The organism is Magnetospirillum sp. 15-1, from assembly GCF_900184795.1.
Classification (GTDB): Bacteria; Pseudomonadota; Alphaproteobacteria; order Rhodospirillales; family Magnetospirillaceae; genus Phaeospirillum.
The window spans coordinates 36,521-51,544 of sequence record NZ_FXXN01000028.1 but is presented as its reverse complement, the minus strand read 5'-3'; the positions used below and the strand labels follow the sequence as shown (position 1 = coordinate 51,544).

Annotated in this window: 11 protein-coding genes and 1 pseudogene; 6 read left to right on the top strand and 6 right to left on the bottom strand. The window is 65.2% G+C overall.

Going from position 1 to position 15,024, the window contains the following annotated elements; all coding sequences use genetic code 11:
• Positions 1-39: 39 nt before the first annotated feature.
• A pseudogene (locus tag CP958_RS27155) lies at positions 40-135 on the bottom strand (hypothetical protein); the annotation flags it as partial.
• A 568-nt stretch (positions 136-703) separates the two neighbouring features.
• Here CP958_RS27155 and CP958_RS21540 point away from each other — a divergent pair.
• Positions 704-1,039, top strand: coding sequence for a DUF485 domain-containing protein (locus tag CP958_RS21540; protein WP_096704272.1), 336 nt, complete (start codon positions 704-706; stop codon positions 1,037-1,039).
• Positions 1,039-2,724, top strand: coding sequence for a cation acetate symporter (locus CP958_RS21535; RefSeq protein ID WP_096704271.1), 1,686 nt, complete (start codon positions 1,039-1,041; stop codon positions 2,722-2,724). Before CP958_RS21540 ends, CP958_RS21535 begins: the two co-directional genes overlap by 1 nt.
• Before the next feature lie 242 nt (positions 2,725-2,966).
• On the opposite strand, the gene CP958_RS21530 is transcribed toward CP958_RS21535, so the two are convergent.
• Positions 2,967-3,761 (bottom strand): undecaprenyl-diphosphate phosphatase, encoded by a 795-nt coding sequence (locus CP958_RS21530; protein WP_242443053.1) that lies wholly within the window; start codon positions 3,759-3,761, stop codon positions 2,967-2,969.
• 155 nt (positions 3,762-3,916) lie between these two features.
• On the opposite strand from CP958_RS21530, the gene CP958_RS21525 reads away from it, so the two are divergent.
• The gene (locus tag CP958_RS21525) at positions 3,917-4,321 is read left to right on the top strand and encodes a bacteriohemerythrin (RefSeq protein ID WP_096704270.1); all 405 of its coding nucleotides are present in this window, start codon (positions 3,917-3,919) and stop codon (positions 4,319-4,321) included.
• Position 4,322: 1 nt separating this feature from the next.
• On the opposite strand, the gene CP958_RS21520 is transcribed toward CP958_RS21525, so the two are convergent.
• Both CP958_RS21520 and CP958_RS21515 read right to left on the bottom strand, forming a co-directional pair.
• Entirely contained in the window at positions 4,323-5,273 is a 951-nt protein-coding gene (locus CP958_RS21520; RefSeq protein WP_096704979.1) for an NADP-dependent oxidoreductase, read from the bottom strand.
• 132 nt (positions 5,274-5,405) lie between these two features.
• Positions 5,406-6,560, bottom strand: coding sequence for an ABC transporter substrate-binding protein (locus CP958_RS21515; protein ID WP_096704269.1), 1,155 nt, complete (start codon positions 6,558-6,560; stop codon positions 5,406-5,408).
• A 174-nt stretch (positions 6,561-6,734) separates the two neighbouring features.
• Between CP958_RS21515 and CP958_RS21510 the strand changes: the two genes are divergently transcribed.
• Entirely contained in the window at positions 6,735-7,451 is a 717-nt protein-coding gene (locus CP958_RS21510) for a FadR/GntR family transcriptional regulator (RefSeq protein ID WP_096704268.1), read from the top strand.
• Positions 7,452-7,573: 122 nt separating this feature from the next.
• Positions 7,574-9,034: a pyruvate kinase gene (pyk, locus tag CP958_RS21505; protein ID WP_096704267.1), complete on the top strand. Its 1,461-nt coding sequence runs from the start codon at positions 7,574-7,576 to the stop codon at positions 9,032-9,034.
• A gap of 187 nt (positions 9,035-9,221) precedes the next feature.
• On the opposite strand, the gene CP958_RS21500 is transcribed toward pyk, so the two are convergent.
• A complete protein-coding gene (locus CP958_RS21500) occupies positions 9,222-10,952 on the bottom strand; it encodes a methyl-accepting chemotaxis protein (RefSeq protein ID WP_096704266.1) in 1,731 nt (576 codons plus the stop codon).
• A gap of 176 nt (positions 10,953-11,128) precedes the next feature.
• Entirely contained in the window at positions 11,129-11,782 is a 654-nt protein-coding gene (locus CP958_RS21495; RefSeq protein ID WP_242443051.1) for a Crp/Fnr family transcriptional regulator, read from the bottom strand.
• A gap of 513 nt (positions 11,783-12,295) precedes the next feature.
• On the opposite strand from CP958_RS21495, the gene clpB reads away from it, so the two are divergent.
• Positions 12,296-14,887, top strand: coding sequence for an ATP-dependent chaperone ClpB (clpB, locus tag CP958_RS21490; RefSeq protein ID WP_096704264.1), 2,592 nt, complete (start codon positions 12,296-12,298; stop codon positions 14,885-14,887).
• Positions 14,888-15,024 lie beyond the last annotated feature (137 nt).

Below are 15,024 nucleotides of genomic sequence, written 5' to 3'. Positions count from 1 at the left end.
GCGCTCGGTGAAGATGCCCAGCGTGCGGCCGTCGGCATCGATGCCGACGATGGACGACACCCGGGCTTCGTACATGCGAAGGACCGCGTCGTTCAAAGTCACCGAGGTCAGCGCGGTCAGCACGGGCGTGCTCATCACTTCGCGCAGGCGATGGCGATAAGGAAAACTGTCGATGCGGGCGAGAGCGGCGATGTCATTCATGGCGCGTGTACGATAGTGGCGGAGGTGGAAAATTCAACCTATTTCAGCCTGAAAAGGGAGTGCACTGCAAAAGTCCCTTAAATGTGTCACACAATCCTTTTCGAGAACACGGTAGGGTGTTTACTCTAGGTGGGTTCGGCGGCTTCGCGTGACCGCACCTAAGGCGTCAAGTGACAATTTCTGTAAACTAAACATAAACTGAAAGGGAATTTGGCGTTGTCTTGAGAAAAGTAGGTGAAGGTTCGAAACGAATACCTAATTTCTCATTAGAATAACCTATTGAATAAATCAGGTGCTTTCAGTTGGTGTTGACGCCAAAGGGCGCGGATGTTAATGAGGTTCGTCGCCTCAGGCAAGCTGCGGGCGTATGACGCGTACGCATAGGTGCCCCAGCGCGCCTGAACGCAAAAAAATGCGGAAACCGGCAACAAGACCGGGAACTGAAAACAACTACCGCCGGACCCTTCAGGGGTTGGCGGCGGTGACAAAGTGGAGGGTCAAAGTGAGCTCACATAACGCACCATCGGCCGCGAATCTCGCGAGCGCCGAACACATTCGGAACAATCCGAAGTTCAAGGAGCTGGTCGCCAAGCGCAACGCCTTCGCGTGGACGCTTTCGGCGATCATGCTGGTCATTTATTACGGCTTTATCGTCATCATCGCCTTCAACAAGGCGTGGCTCGGCACCGTGATGTCGTCCACCGGCGTGATGACCATCGGCTTCCCCATCGGCGTCGGCGTCATCCTGTCGGCCATCGCGCTGACCGGCATCTACGTCTATCGCGCCAATGGCGAGTTCGACGAAATGAACCGCCAGATCATCGAGGAATCCCGCTGATGAAGACGACAAAGACCGCAATCGCGTCCGCGCTCGCCTTCGGCGGCACGGCGCTCCTCGCCACCGCCGCGCTGGCGGCCGGTGCCGACATGGGGGGGGCCGAGAAGCAGGCCACCAACTGGCACGCCATCATCATGTTCGTGATCTTCGTGGGCATGACGCTGGGCATCACCTACTGGGCGGCCGGCCGCACCAAGACCGCCGCCGACTTCTACGCCGCCGGCGGTGGCATCACCGGCTTCCAGAACGGTCTGGCCATCGCGGGCGACTATATGTCGGCCGCCTCGTTCCTGGGTATTTCCGCCCTGGTCTACGGCTCGGGCTATGACGGCCTGATCTTCTCGGTGGGCTGGCTGGTCGGCTGGCCGATCATCCTGTTCCTGATCGCCGAACGCCTGCGCAACCTCGGCAAGTACACCTTCGCCGACGTCTGCGGCTATCGCCTCGCCCGCACGCCGATCCGCACCTTCGCGGCCACCGGTTCGCTGATCGTGGTGATCTTCTACCTGATCGGTCAGATGGTCGGTGCCGGCCAGCTGATCAAGCTGCTGTTCGGCATGGATTACCTGTACGCGGTTATCATCGTCGGCGCGCTGATGATGGTCTACGTCACCTTCGGCGGCATGGTCGCCACCACCTGGGTGCAGATCATCAAGGCCTGCCTGCTGCTGGGCGGCGCCACCTTCATCGCCTTCGGCGTGATGAGCCATTTCGGCTTCTCGTTCGAGAAGCTGTTCGTCAAGGCCATCGAGGTGCATCCCAAGAAGGTGGCGATCATGGCGCCGGGCGCCCTGGTCACCAATCCGGTGGATGCCATCTCGCTGGGCATGGCCCTGATGTTCGGCACCGCCGGTCTGCCGCACATCCTCATGCGCTTCTTCACCGTTCCCGACGCGCGCGAGGCCCGCAAGTCGGTGTTCTACGCCACCGGTTTCATCGGCTACTTCTACATCCTGACCTTCATCATCGGCTTTGGCGCCATCACCCTGGTGGCCACCAATCCCGAGTATCTGACCAAGGGCATCGGCTCGCTGGACCTCAAGGGCGGCAACAACATGGCCGCGGTGTGGCTGGCCCATGCCATCGGCGGCGACATGTTCCTCGGCTTCATCTCGGCCGTGGCCTTCGCCACCATCCTGGCGGTGGTGTCGGGCCTGACCCTGGCGGGGGCGTCGGCGATCTCGCATGATCTCTATGCCAGCGTCATCATGCACGGTCAGGCCACCGAGGGTAAGGAAGTCACCGTCTCCAAGATCGCCTCCATCGGTCTCGGCGTCGTGGCCGTGCTGCTGGGCCTGATCTTCGAGAAGCAGAACGTCGCGTTCATCGTGGCGCTCACCTTCTCGGTGGCGGCGTCGGCCAACTTCCCGGTGCTGGTGCTGTCCATGTTCTGGGGCGGCCTCACCACCCGTGGCGCGGTCATCGGCGGCATGATCGGCCTCCTGATGTCGGTGATCATGGTGGTGCTGTCCAAGGCGGTGTGGGTGCAGAGCTTCGGCTTCAAGGCCGAAATCTTCCCGTTCGCCTATCCCGCCCTGTTCTCGGTGCCGGCGGCCTTCTTCTTCTCCTGGCTGTTCTCGATCCTCGACAACAGCCCGCAGGCCCAGGCCGAACGCGCCGCCTACGAAGCCCAGTCCATCCGGTCCGAGACCGGCCTGGGGGCCGAAGGCGCCGCCAGCCACTAAGGCCGGCGCAAGCAATACACATTCCGACTGGGCCGCCGGATTTCCGGCGGCCCTTTTCTTTTGCCCGAAAGGTCCGGCCGGTGGAAGGCGAGCGCCCGGCGAGAGGGGCGTGGGTCATTGAAGCCGGCCGTCCGCGCGGGCTTCGCGCGAACGTCCCGGAGGAACGGGAGATGGTCGGGGGCATGCCCCGGAGGAATGGGAGGTGGGGGGATGGTCCGGGGCATACCCCGGACCGGGAAATCTCAGCGCAGCAGGATCAGCGCGATCATCGCCGAGCCGAAGACGATGCGGTACCAGGCGAACGGCGCGAAGCCGTGGCGTCCGACGAAGCCGATGAAGCCCTTGACCACCACCAGGGCGGAAAGGAAGGCGGCGGCGAAGCCGATGGCGATCAGGCCGGCGCCATCGAACGACAGGGTGGACCAGTTCTTGTACAGCGAATAGATCGAGGCGCCGCACATGGTGGGAATGGCCAGGAAGAACGAGAATTCCGCCGCCGCCCGCCGGTCGAGGCCAAGCAGCATGGAGCCCATGATGGTGGCGCCGGCCCGCGATACGCCCGGCACCATGGCCAGGACCTGGCAGAAGCCGACGCCCAGCGCCAGGGCGGGGGACATGTCCTCGATGTCGTGGATGCGGGCCCGCTTGACCAGCCGCTCGATCAGCAGGATGGCGAAGCCGCCGACCACCAGGGCGACGGCGGCCACCAGCGGCGATTCCAGCATCTGCTTGATGTATTTGTAGAGGGTGGCGCCGATCACCGCCGCCGGCAGGAAGGCCACCAGCACGTTGCGGACGAAGGCGATGGAGCGCGGCTGGTTGAGGGTGGTGGCCACGCCCCACAGCCGGGGCCAGAACACCACGCAGACCGCCAGGATGGCGCCCAGTTGCACGACGATCTCGAAGGTCTTGCCCGGCGGTCCCTCGAAGCCCAGCATGTCCCCGACCAGCATCAGGTGGGCGGTGCTGGAGACCGGCAGGAATTCGGTAAGGCCCTCGACAATGCCGAGGAACAGGGCTTCGATCATGGCGAGCATGGTTGATCCGTCCGGGGTTGTTTCGGGCGCGGATCATGGGGGGGGACGAGGGTTTTCGCAACCGCTAAACATATCTTTGCGAGAGGCTTGCCGCCGGGCGCCACTTGACCTAAGACTCGTGGGCGGACCAATTCCAATCTGGAAAAGGTGGGGTGATGTCTCTGATCGAGTGGGACCCGTCATTCAGCGTCGGCTCGGCTCGCATGGATGCCGATCACCAGAAGCTCATAACCCTGCTCAACCGTCTGTACGATGCCTGGCACGGTGGCGAGAGCATCGCCGAGCTGGGCTGGCTGTTCGACGAATTGCTGGCCTATGCGGACACCCATTTCGCCGCCGAGGAAATGGCGCTGAAATCCCGCAGCTATCCCCGTCTGGACAAGCAGCAGGCCGACCATATCCGGCTGAAGGAAGCGGTGATCGCCTTTCGCGACCGCCATCTGGCCGGCGAGACGCCCGACGCGCTGACCACCGAGATGACCGCCTTCCTCAAGGCCTGGCTGCTGGAGCATATCCTGGGCGAGGACATGCTCTACCGCAGCTACTTCAAGGGCGAGTAGCTCACCCCACCGTCAGCACGATCTTGCCGCGCACATGGCCGGTCCGAGACAGGTCCAGCGCTTCGGCCGCACGGGCCAGCGGCATCTCGACGATCTCCGGCACCTTGAGGATGCCCTGATCGGCCAACCCGGCCAGGCGGCGGAGATGGCCGGCATCGGGTTTGACGAAGACGTATTTGCACCGGATCCCCAGCCGCTCGGCCAGTTCCCTGTCGGTCTTGTCGGTGATGGAGACCAGGATGCCGCCGGGCTTCACCGTCTCGTAGGAGCGGGTCAGCACCTCGCCGCCCACCGTGCCGAACGCCATGTCGACGCCCTCGGGGGCCAGGGCGCGGGTGGCGGCGACGAAATCCGAGGTCGAGTAGTCGATGACATGGTCGGCGCCCAGGGTGCGGACATAGTCATGGTTGGCGGCCTTGGCGGTGGCGATCACCTTTGCTCCCATCCATTTGGCGATGGATACGGCGAAACCGCCGACGCCGCCCGCTCCGGCATGGATCAGCACGCTCTGGCCCGGCCGCAGTTGGGCCACCTCCAGCATGGATTGCCAGGCGGTCAGGGCGGCCAGCGGCACGGTGGAGGCCTGGGCGAAGGTGAAGCCGGCCGGCATGCCCGCCACGCCATCGGCGCTCATCACCACGTATTCGGCGTAGGTGCCCCATTGGATGTCGGGTTTGCGGCAGAACGCCCATACCCGCTCGCCCAGCGACAGCCCGGTCACTCCGTCGCCCAGCGCCGCGACGGTGCCGGCGGCGTCCCATCCGGGAATCAGCGGGAACTTGCAGGGAAACAGCCGCGCCAGCCCGCCTTCGCGAATTTTCCAATCCACCGGATTGACCCCGGCGGCGTGAATGCGGATCAGCACCTCTCCGGGGCCGGGAGACGGCGTGTCGATCTCGGCGAGACGCATCACCTCGGAGCCGCCGAATTGGTCGCAGAGAATGGCTTTCATGGTGGCGGACCTCAGGCTCCCGCTTCCCGCAGCAATGCCGGGGCCGAGAATTTCGCCGGCGGCGTTCATGGGGTCGGTTCTTGAAAGTGGCGGGCCGCCGTAACAGGCGACCCGCCGGTTTCATTTGAAGGATCAGTCGGCGATGACCCAATCGCCGTTCTTGATGTCAACCATATGGAAGGCGTCGAGGCCCAGGCCCATGTGGTCGGTGGGGGAGTAGGTGAAGATACCGGTGGTGGCGACGAAGCCCTTGGTCTGCTCGATGGCGTCGCGGACCTTGGCCTTGTCGGTGGTGCCGGCACGCTTGAAGGCGTCCATGGCCATCATCAGGGCGTCGAGGCCGTGACCGGGCAGCGGGCCGGCTTCCAGCGGCTTGTTCTTTTCCTCGTATTCCTTCTTGAAGGCCATGACCACCGCCTTCTGCGGATCGTTGGCCGGCAATTGCTCGGCCACCGCCTGGGCACCGGCCGGCAGGCGGGTGCCGTCGGCGGCGGTGCCGACCAGACGCAGGAACTCCTTGGAGGCCACGCCGTGCGACTGATAGACCGGAAGGGTCAGGCCCATCTGCTTCAGGTTCTTGGTGGCGACGGCGGGACCGGTGCCGGTGCCGAAGATGAACAGGGCCTGCACGCCGGCCGTGCCGCGGATCTTGGTCAGCTGCGGGGTGACGTCGGGGTCCTTGGGCGAGTAGACCTCGTCGATCAGGATCTCGACGCCGTACTTGGCGGCCAGCTTGACCGTCTGGTCGTGGCCCGACTTGCCGAAGCCGACATTCTCGGACAGCAGGGCGATCTTGGTCAGGCCGCGCTTTTGCATGTCGGCCAGCACCTTCTCGGCGGCCAGCCGGTCGGATTGCGGGAACTTGAAGGTCCACTTGCGCACCGGATCGCCGATGGCGGTGCCGCCGCCCAGCGACATGTACGGAATCTCGGCGCGTTCGATCAGGCCGAGCACCGCCATGGAGGTGGGCGTGCCCGAACCACCGATGATGATGTCGACCTTGTCGTTGTCGATCAGGCGCTTGACGAAGGTGGCGGCCTTTTCCGGCTCGGACCCGTCGTCATAGATGATGGCCTCGACCTTGCGGCCCAGCACGCCACCCTGGGCGTTGATCTTGTCGATCATGTAGTCGAAGGTGCGCTTCTGCGGGTCGCCCATGGGCGACATCTGTCCGGTGACCGACAGAAACATGCCGATCTTGATCGGGTCGGCGGCCATGGCGGTCGTCGCCGCGCAGACACCGGTCATTACCGCCAGGGCAGCCCCGGCCGTACGCTTCCAATTCATGAAGTTCCTCCCACTTCGTATGATTTATCCAGGCGAATCACTTCTTATTTTTGTCGGTATTGTAGTACCGAATTGCAGGAAAGCGAAGTCCCAAAAGTGCGCTGCCACGGCTTGACGCCGTCTTGGGCTGGGCGCACCATCGCAAGCATAACAAAGAAATGGGGGGCGTGGATCATGAACTCCAAGCCCAGGGCAGGCAACGGCACGCGCATATCGGAACAGGTCACCGACCGGATTCTCGCCCGCATCGCGTCGGGGGAGTGGGGGCCGGGCCATCGCCTGCCCGGCGAGCGGCAATTGGCCGAGGAGATGGGGGTCAGCCGCGTCTCCATCCGCGCCGCACTGCAGTCCTTGAAGACACAAGGGTTGCTCGACGCCGTCCAGGGCGGCGGCACCCGGGTGATCGCCAGCTCGGCGGCCATGGACCCCGGCATGCTGGAACTGGTGCGGGTCAGCCGCGACAACCTGCATGATCTGGCGGAGATCAGGGCCATCCTCGAAGTATGGGCGGTGGGGCGCGCCGCGCTGAACCGCTCGGACGCCGATCTGGCCGAACTGGCCCGCATCATGGCGGCCACCGAGGCGGACATCGCCGGCGGCGCCCACAAGAGCGAGAACGACGTCTGCTTCCACCTGGCCATCGCCAAGGCGTCGGGTTCGGGAATTTATCTCCACATCATGGCGGTGATCCGGGGCATCCTGCACGAGATGGTCGACTACCACCGCTATCAGCTGTTTCCCTCGCGCGAGGACGATCAGGTCATCCTGGGCCAGCACCGCGCCATCTTCGAGGCGGTCAAGGTCAAGGACCCGGCGGCGGCGGCGGCGGCCATGCGCGCCCATCTGGGCTTCGTGCTGACCCGCTATTCCGGCCAGCCGCAGTCGCGATGAGCGGTCCCGGTCAACCCATTCCATTGTAATGTCGGATTTCCGTCACGACGTGATTCCACAGGCGTGGTTGCCGCCCGTGGCGCCTCTGCTATGCTGCGCCTGGGAAAACCATGGGGATTCATATGCGACGCGCACGTAACGCGAAGATCATCGCTACCTTGGGCCCGGCCTCCTCGACGCCCGAGGCCATCGAAAGCCTGTTCCTGGCCGGCGCCGACGTCTTTCGTCTGAATTTCAGCCACGGCAGCCACGACGACCACAAGAATCGCATCTTCACCATCCGCGAGTTGGAAAAGAAGGTGAAGCGGCCCATCGCCATTCTCGCCGACCTGCAGGGGCCCAAGCTCCGCGTCGGTGATTTCGAGGGCGGCCGCGCCCGGCTGGAAAACGGTGCCGCCTTCCGCCTCGACATGGAGGACGCCCTGGGCACCGCCGCCCGCGCTCCGCTCCATCATCCCGAGGTCTTCGCGGCGCTGAAGCCCGGCAGCGACCTGCTGATCGATGACGGCAAGCTGCGCCTGACCGTGGAATCCTGCGGCGCCGATTTCGCCGAGACCCGCGTGGCGGTGGGCGGCGAGATTTCCAACCACAAGGGCGTCAACGTCCCCAACGTCATGCTGCCCATCTCGCCGCTGACCGAGAAGGACCGCCGCGATCTGGAATTCGCCGTGGAGATGGGGGCCGACTGGATCGCGCTCAGCTTCGTGCAGCGGCCCTCCGACGTGCAGGAGGCGCGCCGCCTGATCGGTGCCTATGTGGGCTCGCGGGTGCGTATCCTGTCCAAGCTGGAAAAGCCCTCGGCCATCGAGCACCTGGCCTCGATCATAGAGTGGTCGGACGCGGTGATGGTGGCGCGCGGCGACCTGGGCGTCGAGTGTCCGCCCGAGACCGTGCCCATCCTCCAAAAGCGCATCATCAAGGCCTGCCGCCGGGCGGGCAAGCCGGTGGTGGTCGCCACCCAGATGCTGGATTCCATGGTCCACGCCCCGTCGCCCACCCGCGCCGAGGCCTCGGACGTGGCGACGGCGGTCTATGACGGCTCCGACGCGGTGATGCTGTCGGCGGAAACCGCCTCGGGCGAGTATCCCGTCGAGGCGGTCACCATGATGGACCGCATCATCCAGCAGGTGGAGCACGACAAGAACTATCAGCTCATCACCGACGCCTCGCGCCTCGACCCCGAGCACACCACCCGCGACGCCATCAGCGCGGCGGCACGGCAGGTGGCCCATACCCTGGGAGCGGCGGCGGTGGTCACCTTCACCTCGTCGGGCTCGACCACGCTGCGCGCCGCCCGCGAACGGCCCGAGCAGCCCATCCTGTCGGTCACCGCCGATATCGAGGTGGCGCGCCAGATGGCCCTGGTGTGGGGGGCGCACTCCATCATGGCCAAGGATGTGCGCAGCTTTACCGAGATGGTGGCCAAGGCGGTGCATTTCGCCCAGAGCGAAGGCTTCGCCCGGGTGGGCGACCGGGTGGTGATCACCGCCGGCGTGCCCTTCGGCCATTCCGGCACCACCAACATCTTGCGGGTCGCCGAGATCGAAGAGCACGGCAACCACCACAGGCACAACTCGGATTAGAGTTTGTCAGGTTCAGGTTGAAGCGCCGTCACCCCCGGACTTGATCCGGGGGTCCATGGATGGCCGGGTCAAGCCCGGCCATGACGAGGCGATGGAATGCTCCAGTTAAAGTCGGACAGACTCTGGATGTAAACCGTCCCCCCTCCCAACCTCCCCCCATGCTGCGCACGGGGGGAGGAGTGTGGTTTTACACGTAGCCGAGACGCAGTGCGCCCCAGTGGCGGCCGCCCACCATGATGGGGGCGGAGACGTCGAGCATCAGGGCCTGACGGCCGTTGCCCATGTCGCGGCGATAACTCTGCACGACGAAGGGATCGGTATTGCGGGCCGCCTTGAGACCCACCGGGTCGTCGAACTTGCGGCGGTTGCGGCAATGGGCGGCGTTCCAGGCGGGATCGTCGCCCTGGGGCTTGGAAAACTCGGCATTGTGGGTGGGCAAGTAGCCGTTACGGTCCACGGCGGCGCAGAACATGATGCGGTCGTTGGACCGTCTGGCGCCCTCCTGGAGAGGCGGTAGCAGGCGGTTGGCGAAATCGGTGAAGCGGGTGGTGTACTGGGTGGGATTGGTCCCCGCCACCGGCCGGTAGGCCTCGTCGAACAAATCCTCGGCGGCGATGGCGCCGCGGGCCAGTTCCTGCTCGAACAGGGCGCCGATCTCGCGGGCCTTCTCGCGCGCCAGGGCGACGAACGGGGTTTCAGGCGTCTCGATGCCGGCCTCGGCGGTCAGCACCACCAGCCGCTCGCCGGCGCTGAGCAGATCCTGCAGGCGTTGGCGGGCGTCATCCAGGCGGGTCTTGAACTCGGTCAGCCCGGCGGCGGCCTGATCGATCTCGGAGGACAGTTCCGACGAGCGGTCATGGATGGCCGAGGCGTCGCCCGCCACGTTCCCCACCCGCCCGGCCATGTCGGCCAGCGAGGCGCGGATATGGTCCATGGTGTCGGCGATGGCCGCCGTCTCGGCGGTCAGGCCGCTGGCCTTGGTGGCGCTGTGGTCGCCCTGTTCCACCAGTTTGCCGGCGGTGCCGGTCAGTCCCTCCAGGGTCTTCCTGATCTCGGCGCTGGCCGAGCCGGCCCGGCGGGACAGTTCCTTGACCTCGCCGGCCACCACGGCGAAGCCCTTGCCGTGTTCGCCGGCCCGCGCCGCCTCGATGGTGGCGTTGAGCGCCAGCAGATTGGTCTGCCGCGCGATGTGGCCGATGCCCTGGGCCACGCCGACCACGCTGCCCATGGCCTCCTGCAGTTCGAGCAGCAGGCCGCGTCCGTCGGTGACCATGCGCACCACGTCGTCGATATCGCCCAGCGAGCCGCGCACCCGCTGCTGCGAGGTCTCGGCCTCGGCCCGCGCGGCGGTGGCCCCCGACAGGGTCTCGTCCATGGCGGCGACGATGCGTTCGTTGGCTTCGGACAGGGCCCGGATGCCCTGCTGCAATTCGGCCAATAGGGCATGCTGGTCGGCGACCTTGGTGGCCACCTCGTCGATGTCCTCGGCGATCTCGATCATCTGCTTGCCGATGCCGCCGGTCTCGCGGGCGAAGGCGGCGACGATGGTGGTCTCCTCCTGGCGGATGCGCAGCAGCGAGGTGACGCAGAACCGCACGATGCGGGCCAGGGGGCGCACGGTCTCCAGCGGGCCGGCGATGCCGAAATTGATCAGCCGGTTGCCCTCGAAATCGACGCCCATGTTGACGCCTTCGCGCATGCCCTGGGACTTGGCGGCCTCTTCCTTGGTGACGCCGTACTCATCCATCTCGCCCCGCATGATGCGCGCCGCGATGGCGTGGTTGGTGCCGATGCGTTCCTTGACGCTGGAGGCGACGATGCGGCCTTCCTCGCCCATGAAGCTGCACACTAGGCCAAGCTCGGCCGAGAAGACCTCGCACAGTTCCTGGCCGAAGCGGGTGTCGAATTCGATGCTCATGGCAACTGGCGGCCGGTGGGGCGCATGGGGACTCCATCATGCGGGACACCGCCTTGGACCATGAATGCTACCTAGTCTGGCGGATTGGTAAAATAAACTAACCAAGCCTCCGTGGGAATGCAATATCGGATTACCGCGCTCCGGTCGAAGCGCGGTTGTCTCGAATTCGGCGATGATCAGGAATGGAGGAAGGGGCCGTCCTGGCGATCCGAGTCGGCATGCAAGGTGACGTGGCGCCCATGGAAGGACAGGCGCCCGGCATCGGCCAGCCGGCGCAGCAGCCGCGAGATTACCTCGGGGCCGGTTCCCACCATGGCGGCCAGATCGCGCCACGAGATGGGCAGGGTCAGCGACAGGTCGCCGTTGGCGTCGCGCCCGCCGGTTTCGGCGGCCAGACTGGCCAGGGTGGAGAGCACCCGATCCGGCAGGTCGGCGCTGCACAGGCGGAAGATGGCGTCCTCGTTCTCGCGGATTTCCGCCGAACTGAGCTTGAGTAGCGCCAGGCCGATGGAGGGGTCCTCGTGCAGGGCGCTGTTGAGGCGGTCGGCCGGCACGAAGCAGCCGGTGATGTCGGTCAGGGCCCGCGCCGAGCTTTCATGCAAGGTGCCGCCCAGCATGTTGGCGCAGGGAAAGAAGGCGCCGGGATGAAGGAGCTTGAGGATGACCAGATCACCGTCCTCGTCGACCCGTTCCAGCGCCACCATGCCGGAGGCAAGGCTGTAGGCCCCGCCCACCCGATCGCCCTGATGATAGAGGTTCTTGCCCTTGGACAGCGAGAACCTCGACGACAGGGTCGGAAAGGGACAGCGGCGCCCCAGCACCTCGCGCATCGGCTCGCGTCGAGGGGACGCCCAGGCATCACAGCCACAGCAAGTCTTCAACACGCCCATTCGGCTTTTTCTCCCATCCGGGCGGACGACAAGTTAGATGTCAAAATGAATGACCGTCGAAAGCAAGGAAAAAATATTTATGATGGATTATGTCGAATATCCAGATAAATGCATGACGATGGTTTGCGCAAGAATCGGGCGTGAAACCCGGCGTGGCGAATATTAATGCAGCAACTGCGTATTGTTACAATTCAAACCAGACCTGGATGATCGTCCTACGGCTTTTGTTGGTCGCGGTCCGGTCGATCAAGGCGGCGGCTATCTTGGAATTGCGGGGGAAGTGGTTCAACCATATTCTCCATACGGGTTTTGACGGATTCCCGGCCGAGGCGGTCGGTGATGCGCGCTTGCGGCTTCGTCAAATCGCTCCATATCAATCGGAGCCAAGTCGACCGCCCGGATTATCGCCTATGACAGGGGTGATCCGGCAGCCGCTCAAAGAAGAGGGCAACCATGGATTTCGAGAAGTTCACCGAACGCTGCAAGGGCTTCATTCAGTCGGCCCAGACCCTGGCGCTGCGCAGCGGGCATCAGCGCCTGACCCCTGAACATCTGGCCCAGGTGCTGCTGGCCGATAAGGAAGGCCTGGCCGCCAACCTGATCCGCGCCGCCGGTGGCGACCCTGTCAAGGCGCTGAAAGGCGTCGAGGCCGAACTGGGCAAGCAGCCCAAGGTGGAAGGCCCCGGGGCCGGTGGCGTCCACCTCGCTCCCGAACTGGCCCGCCTGCTGGATCAGGCGGTGCAACTGGCCGACAAGGCGGGCGATTCCTTCGTCACCGCCGAGCGCCTGTTGCTGGCCCTGACGCTCGCCACCGGCTCGCCCACCGCCAAGGTGCTGGCCGATGCCGGGGTTACGCCCCAGGGCCTCAACCATGCCATCGAGGAGGTGCGCAAGGGCCGCAAGGCTAATTCGGCGTCCGCCGAGGACAGCTACGACGCCCTGAAGAAGTACGCCCGCGACCTGACCCAGGCGGCGCGCGACGGCAAGCTCGATCCCGTCATCGGCCGCGACGAGGAAATCCGCCGCACCATCCAGGTGCTGAGCCGCCGCACCAAGAACAATCCCGTCCTGATCGGCGAGCCCGGCGTGGGCAAGACCGCCATCGTCGAAGGCCTCGCCATCCGCATCATCAACGGTGACGTGCCCGAGACCTTGAAGAACAAGCGCCTGATGGTCCTCGACCTCGGCGCCCTGGTGGCCGGCGCCAAGTTCAGGGGCGAGTTCGAGGAGCGCCTGAAGGCGGTGCTGACCGAGGTCACCGCCGCCAACGGCGAGGTGGTGCTGTTCATCGACGAGATGCACACCCTGATCGGGGCCGGCGCCGCCGAAGGCTCCATGGACGCCTCCAACCTGCTGAAGCCGGCCTTGGCGCGCGGCGAACTGCACTGCATCGGCGCCACCACGCTCAACGAGTACCGCAAGCACGTGGAGAAGGACGCCGCCCTGGCGCGGCGCTTCCAGCCGGTCTTCGTCTCCGAGCCGGGGGTGGAGGATACCGTCTCCATCCTGCGCGGCCTGAAGGAGAAGTACGAACTGCACCACGGGGTACGCATCGCCGATGGCGCCCTGGTGTCGGCGGCGACGCTGTCCAACCGCTACATCACCGACCGTTTCCTGCCCGACAAGGCCATCGATCTGGTCGACGAGGCGGCCTCCCGCCTGCGCATGCAGATCGATTCCAAGCCCGAGGCCCTGGACGAACTGGACCGCCGCATCGTCCAACTGAAGATCGAGCGCGAGGCGCTCAGGAAGGAAAGTGACGCGGGGTCCCGTGACCGCCTGGGCAAGCTGGAGGTGGAACTGAACCAGCTCGAGCGCGAATCCTCGGACATGTCCGAGCGCTGGCGCGCCGAGAAGAGTCAGCTGGCCGATTCCACCAAGGTCAAGGAACAGTTGGAGGAGGCCCGCATCGAACTGGCCAATGCCGAACGCGCCGCCAATTGGGGGCGGGCCGGCGAGCTGAAGTTCGGCGTCATTCCCGATCTGGAGAAGCGCATCGAGGACGCCGGTGATTCGGGAGGCCGCATGCTGACCGAATCGGTGACCGAGGAGCACATCGCCTCGGTGGTGTCGCGCTGGACGGGCATTCCGGTGGAAAAGATGCTGCAGGGCGAGCGCGACAAGCTGCTGGGCATGGAAGCCCGCCTCAAGACCCGCGTGGTCGGCCAGAACGAGGCGCTGGTGGCGGTATCCAACGCCGTGCGCCGGGCCCGTGCCGGTCTGCAGGACCCCAACCGGCCCATCGGCTCGTTCCTGTTCCTCGGCCCCACCGGCGTGGGCAAGACCGAACTGACCAAGGCCCTGGCCGAGTTCCTGTTCGACGACGAGACCGCCATGGTCCGCATGGACATGAGCGAGTACATGGAAAAGCACTCGGTGGCCCGGCTGATCGGCGCGCCTCCCGGCTACGTGGGCTACGAGGAAGGCGGCGCGCTGACCGAGGCGGTGCGGCGCCGGCCCTATCAGGTGATCCTGTTCGACGAGGTGGAAAAGGCCCATCCCGACGTCTTCAACGTGCTGCTGCAGGTGCTCGACGACGGGCGGCTGACCGACGGTCAGGGCCGCACCGTGGACTTCCGCAACACCCTGATCGTGCTGACCTCGAATTTGGGCTCGGAAATCCTCGCCAACCAGGAGGAGGGCCACGATTCGGCGGAAGTCCGCGCCGAGGTCATGGAGGTGGTGCGCGCCAGCTTCCGTCCTGAATTCCTCAACCGCCTGGACGAGATCCTGCTGTTCCATCGCCTGGGACGCGGCGACATGTCGGGGATCGTCGATATCCAACTGAAGCGCCTTCGGGCGCTGCTGGCCGATCGCAAGATCACCCTGTCGCTCGACGCCGCCGCCATGGAGTGGCTGGCGGAAAAGGGCTACGACCCGGTCTATGGCGCCCGGCCCCTGAAGCGGGTCATCCAGCGCGCCCTGCAGAACCCCATGGCCGGACAGATTCTGGAAGGGGTGGTCAAGGACGGCGACACCGTGGCCGTCACCGCCGCCGAGGGGGGACTACTGATAAACGGAAGATTTACAGGCGGAGAAGTGTGAATGTCCCACCTGCACGGAAGGACATAGCAGCCATTCCGGTATGCGTTGGCTGATTTTGTAGCGGGGCCGGTATTCGTCGTGTTAGAAGCCGTCCCTCGGGTTCCACCGGTACTCCTCTCCCCCCCCATCCCCCCCGG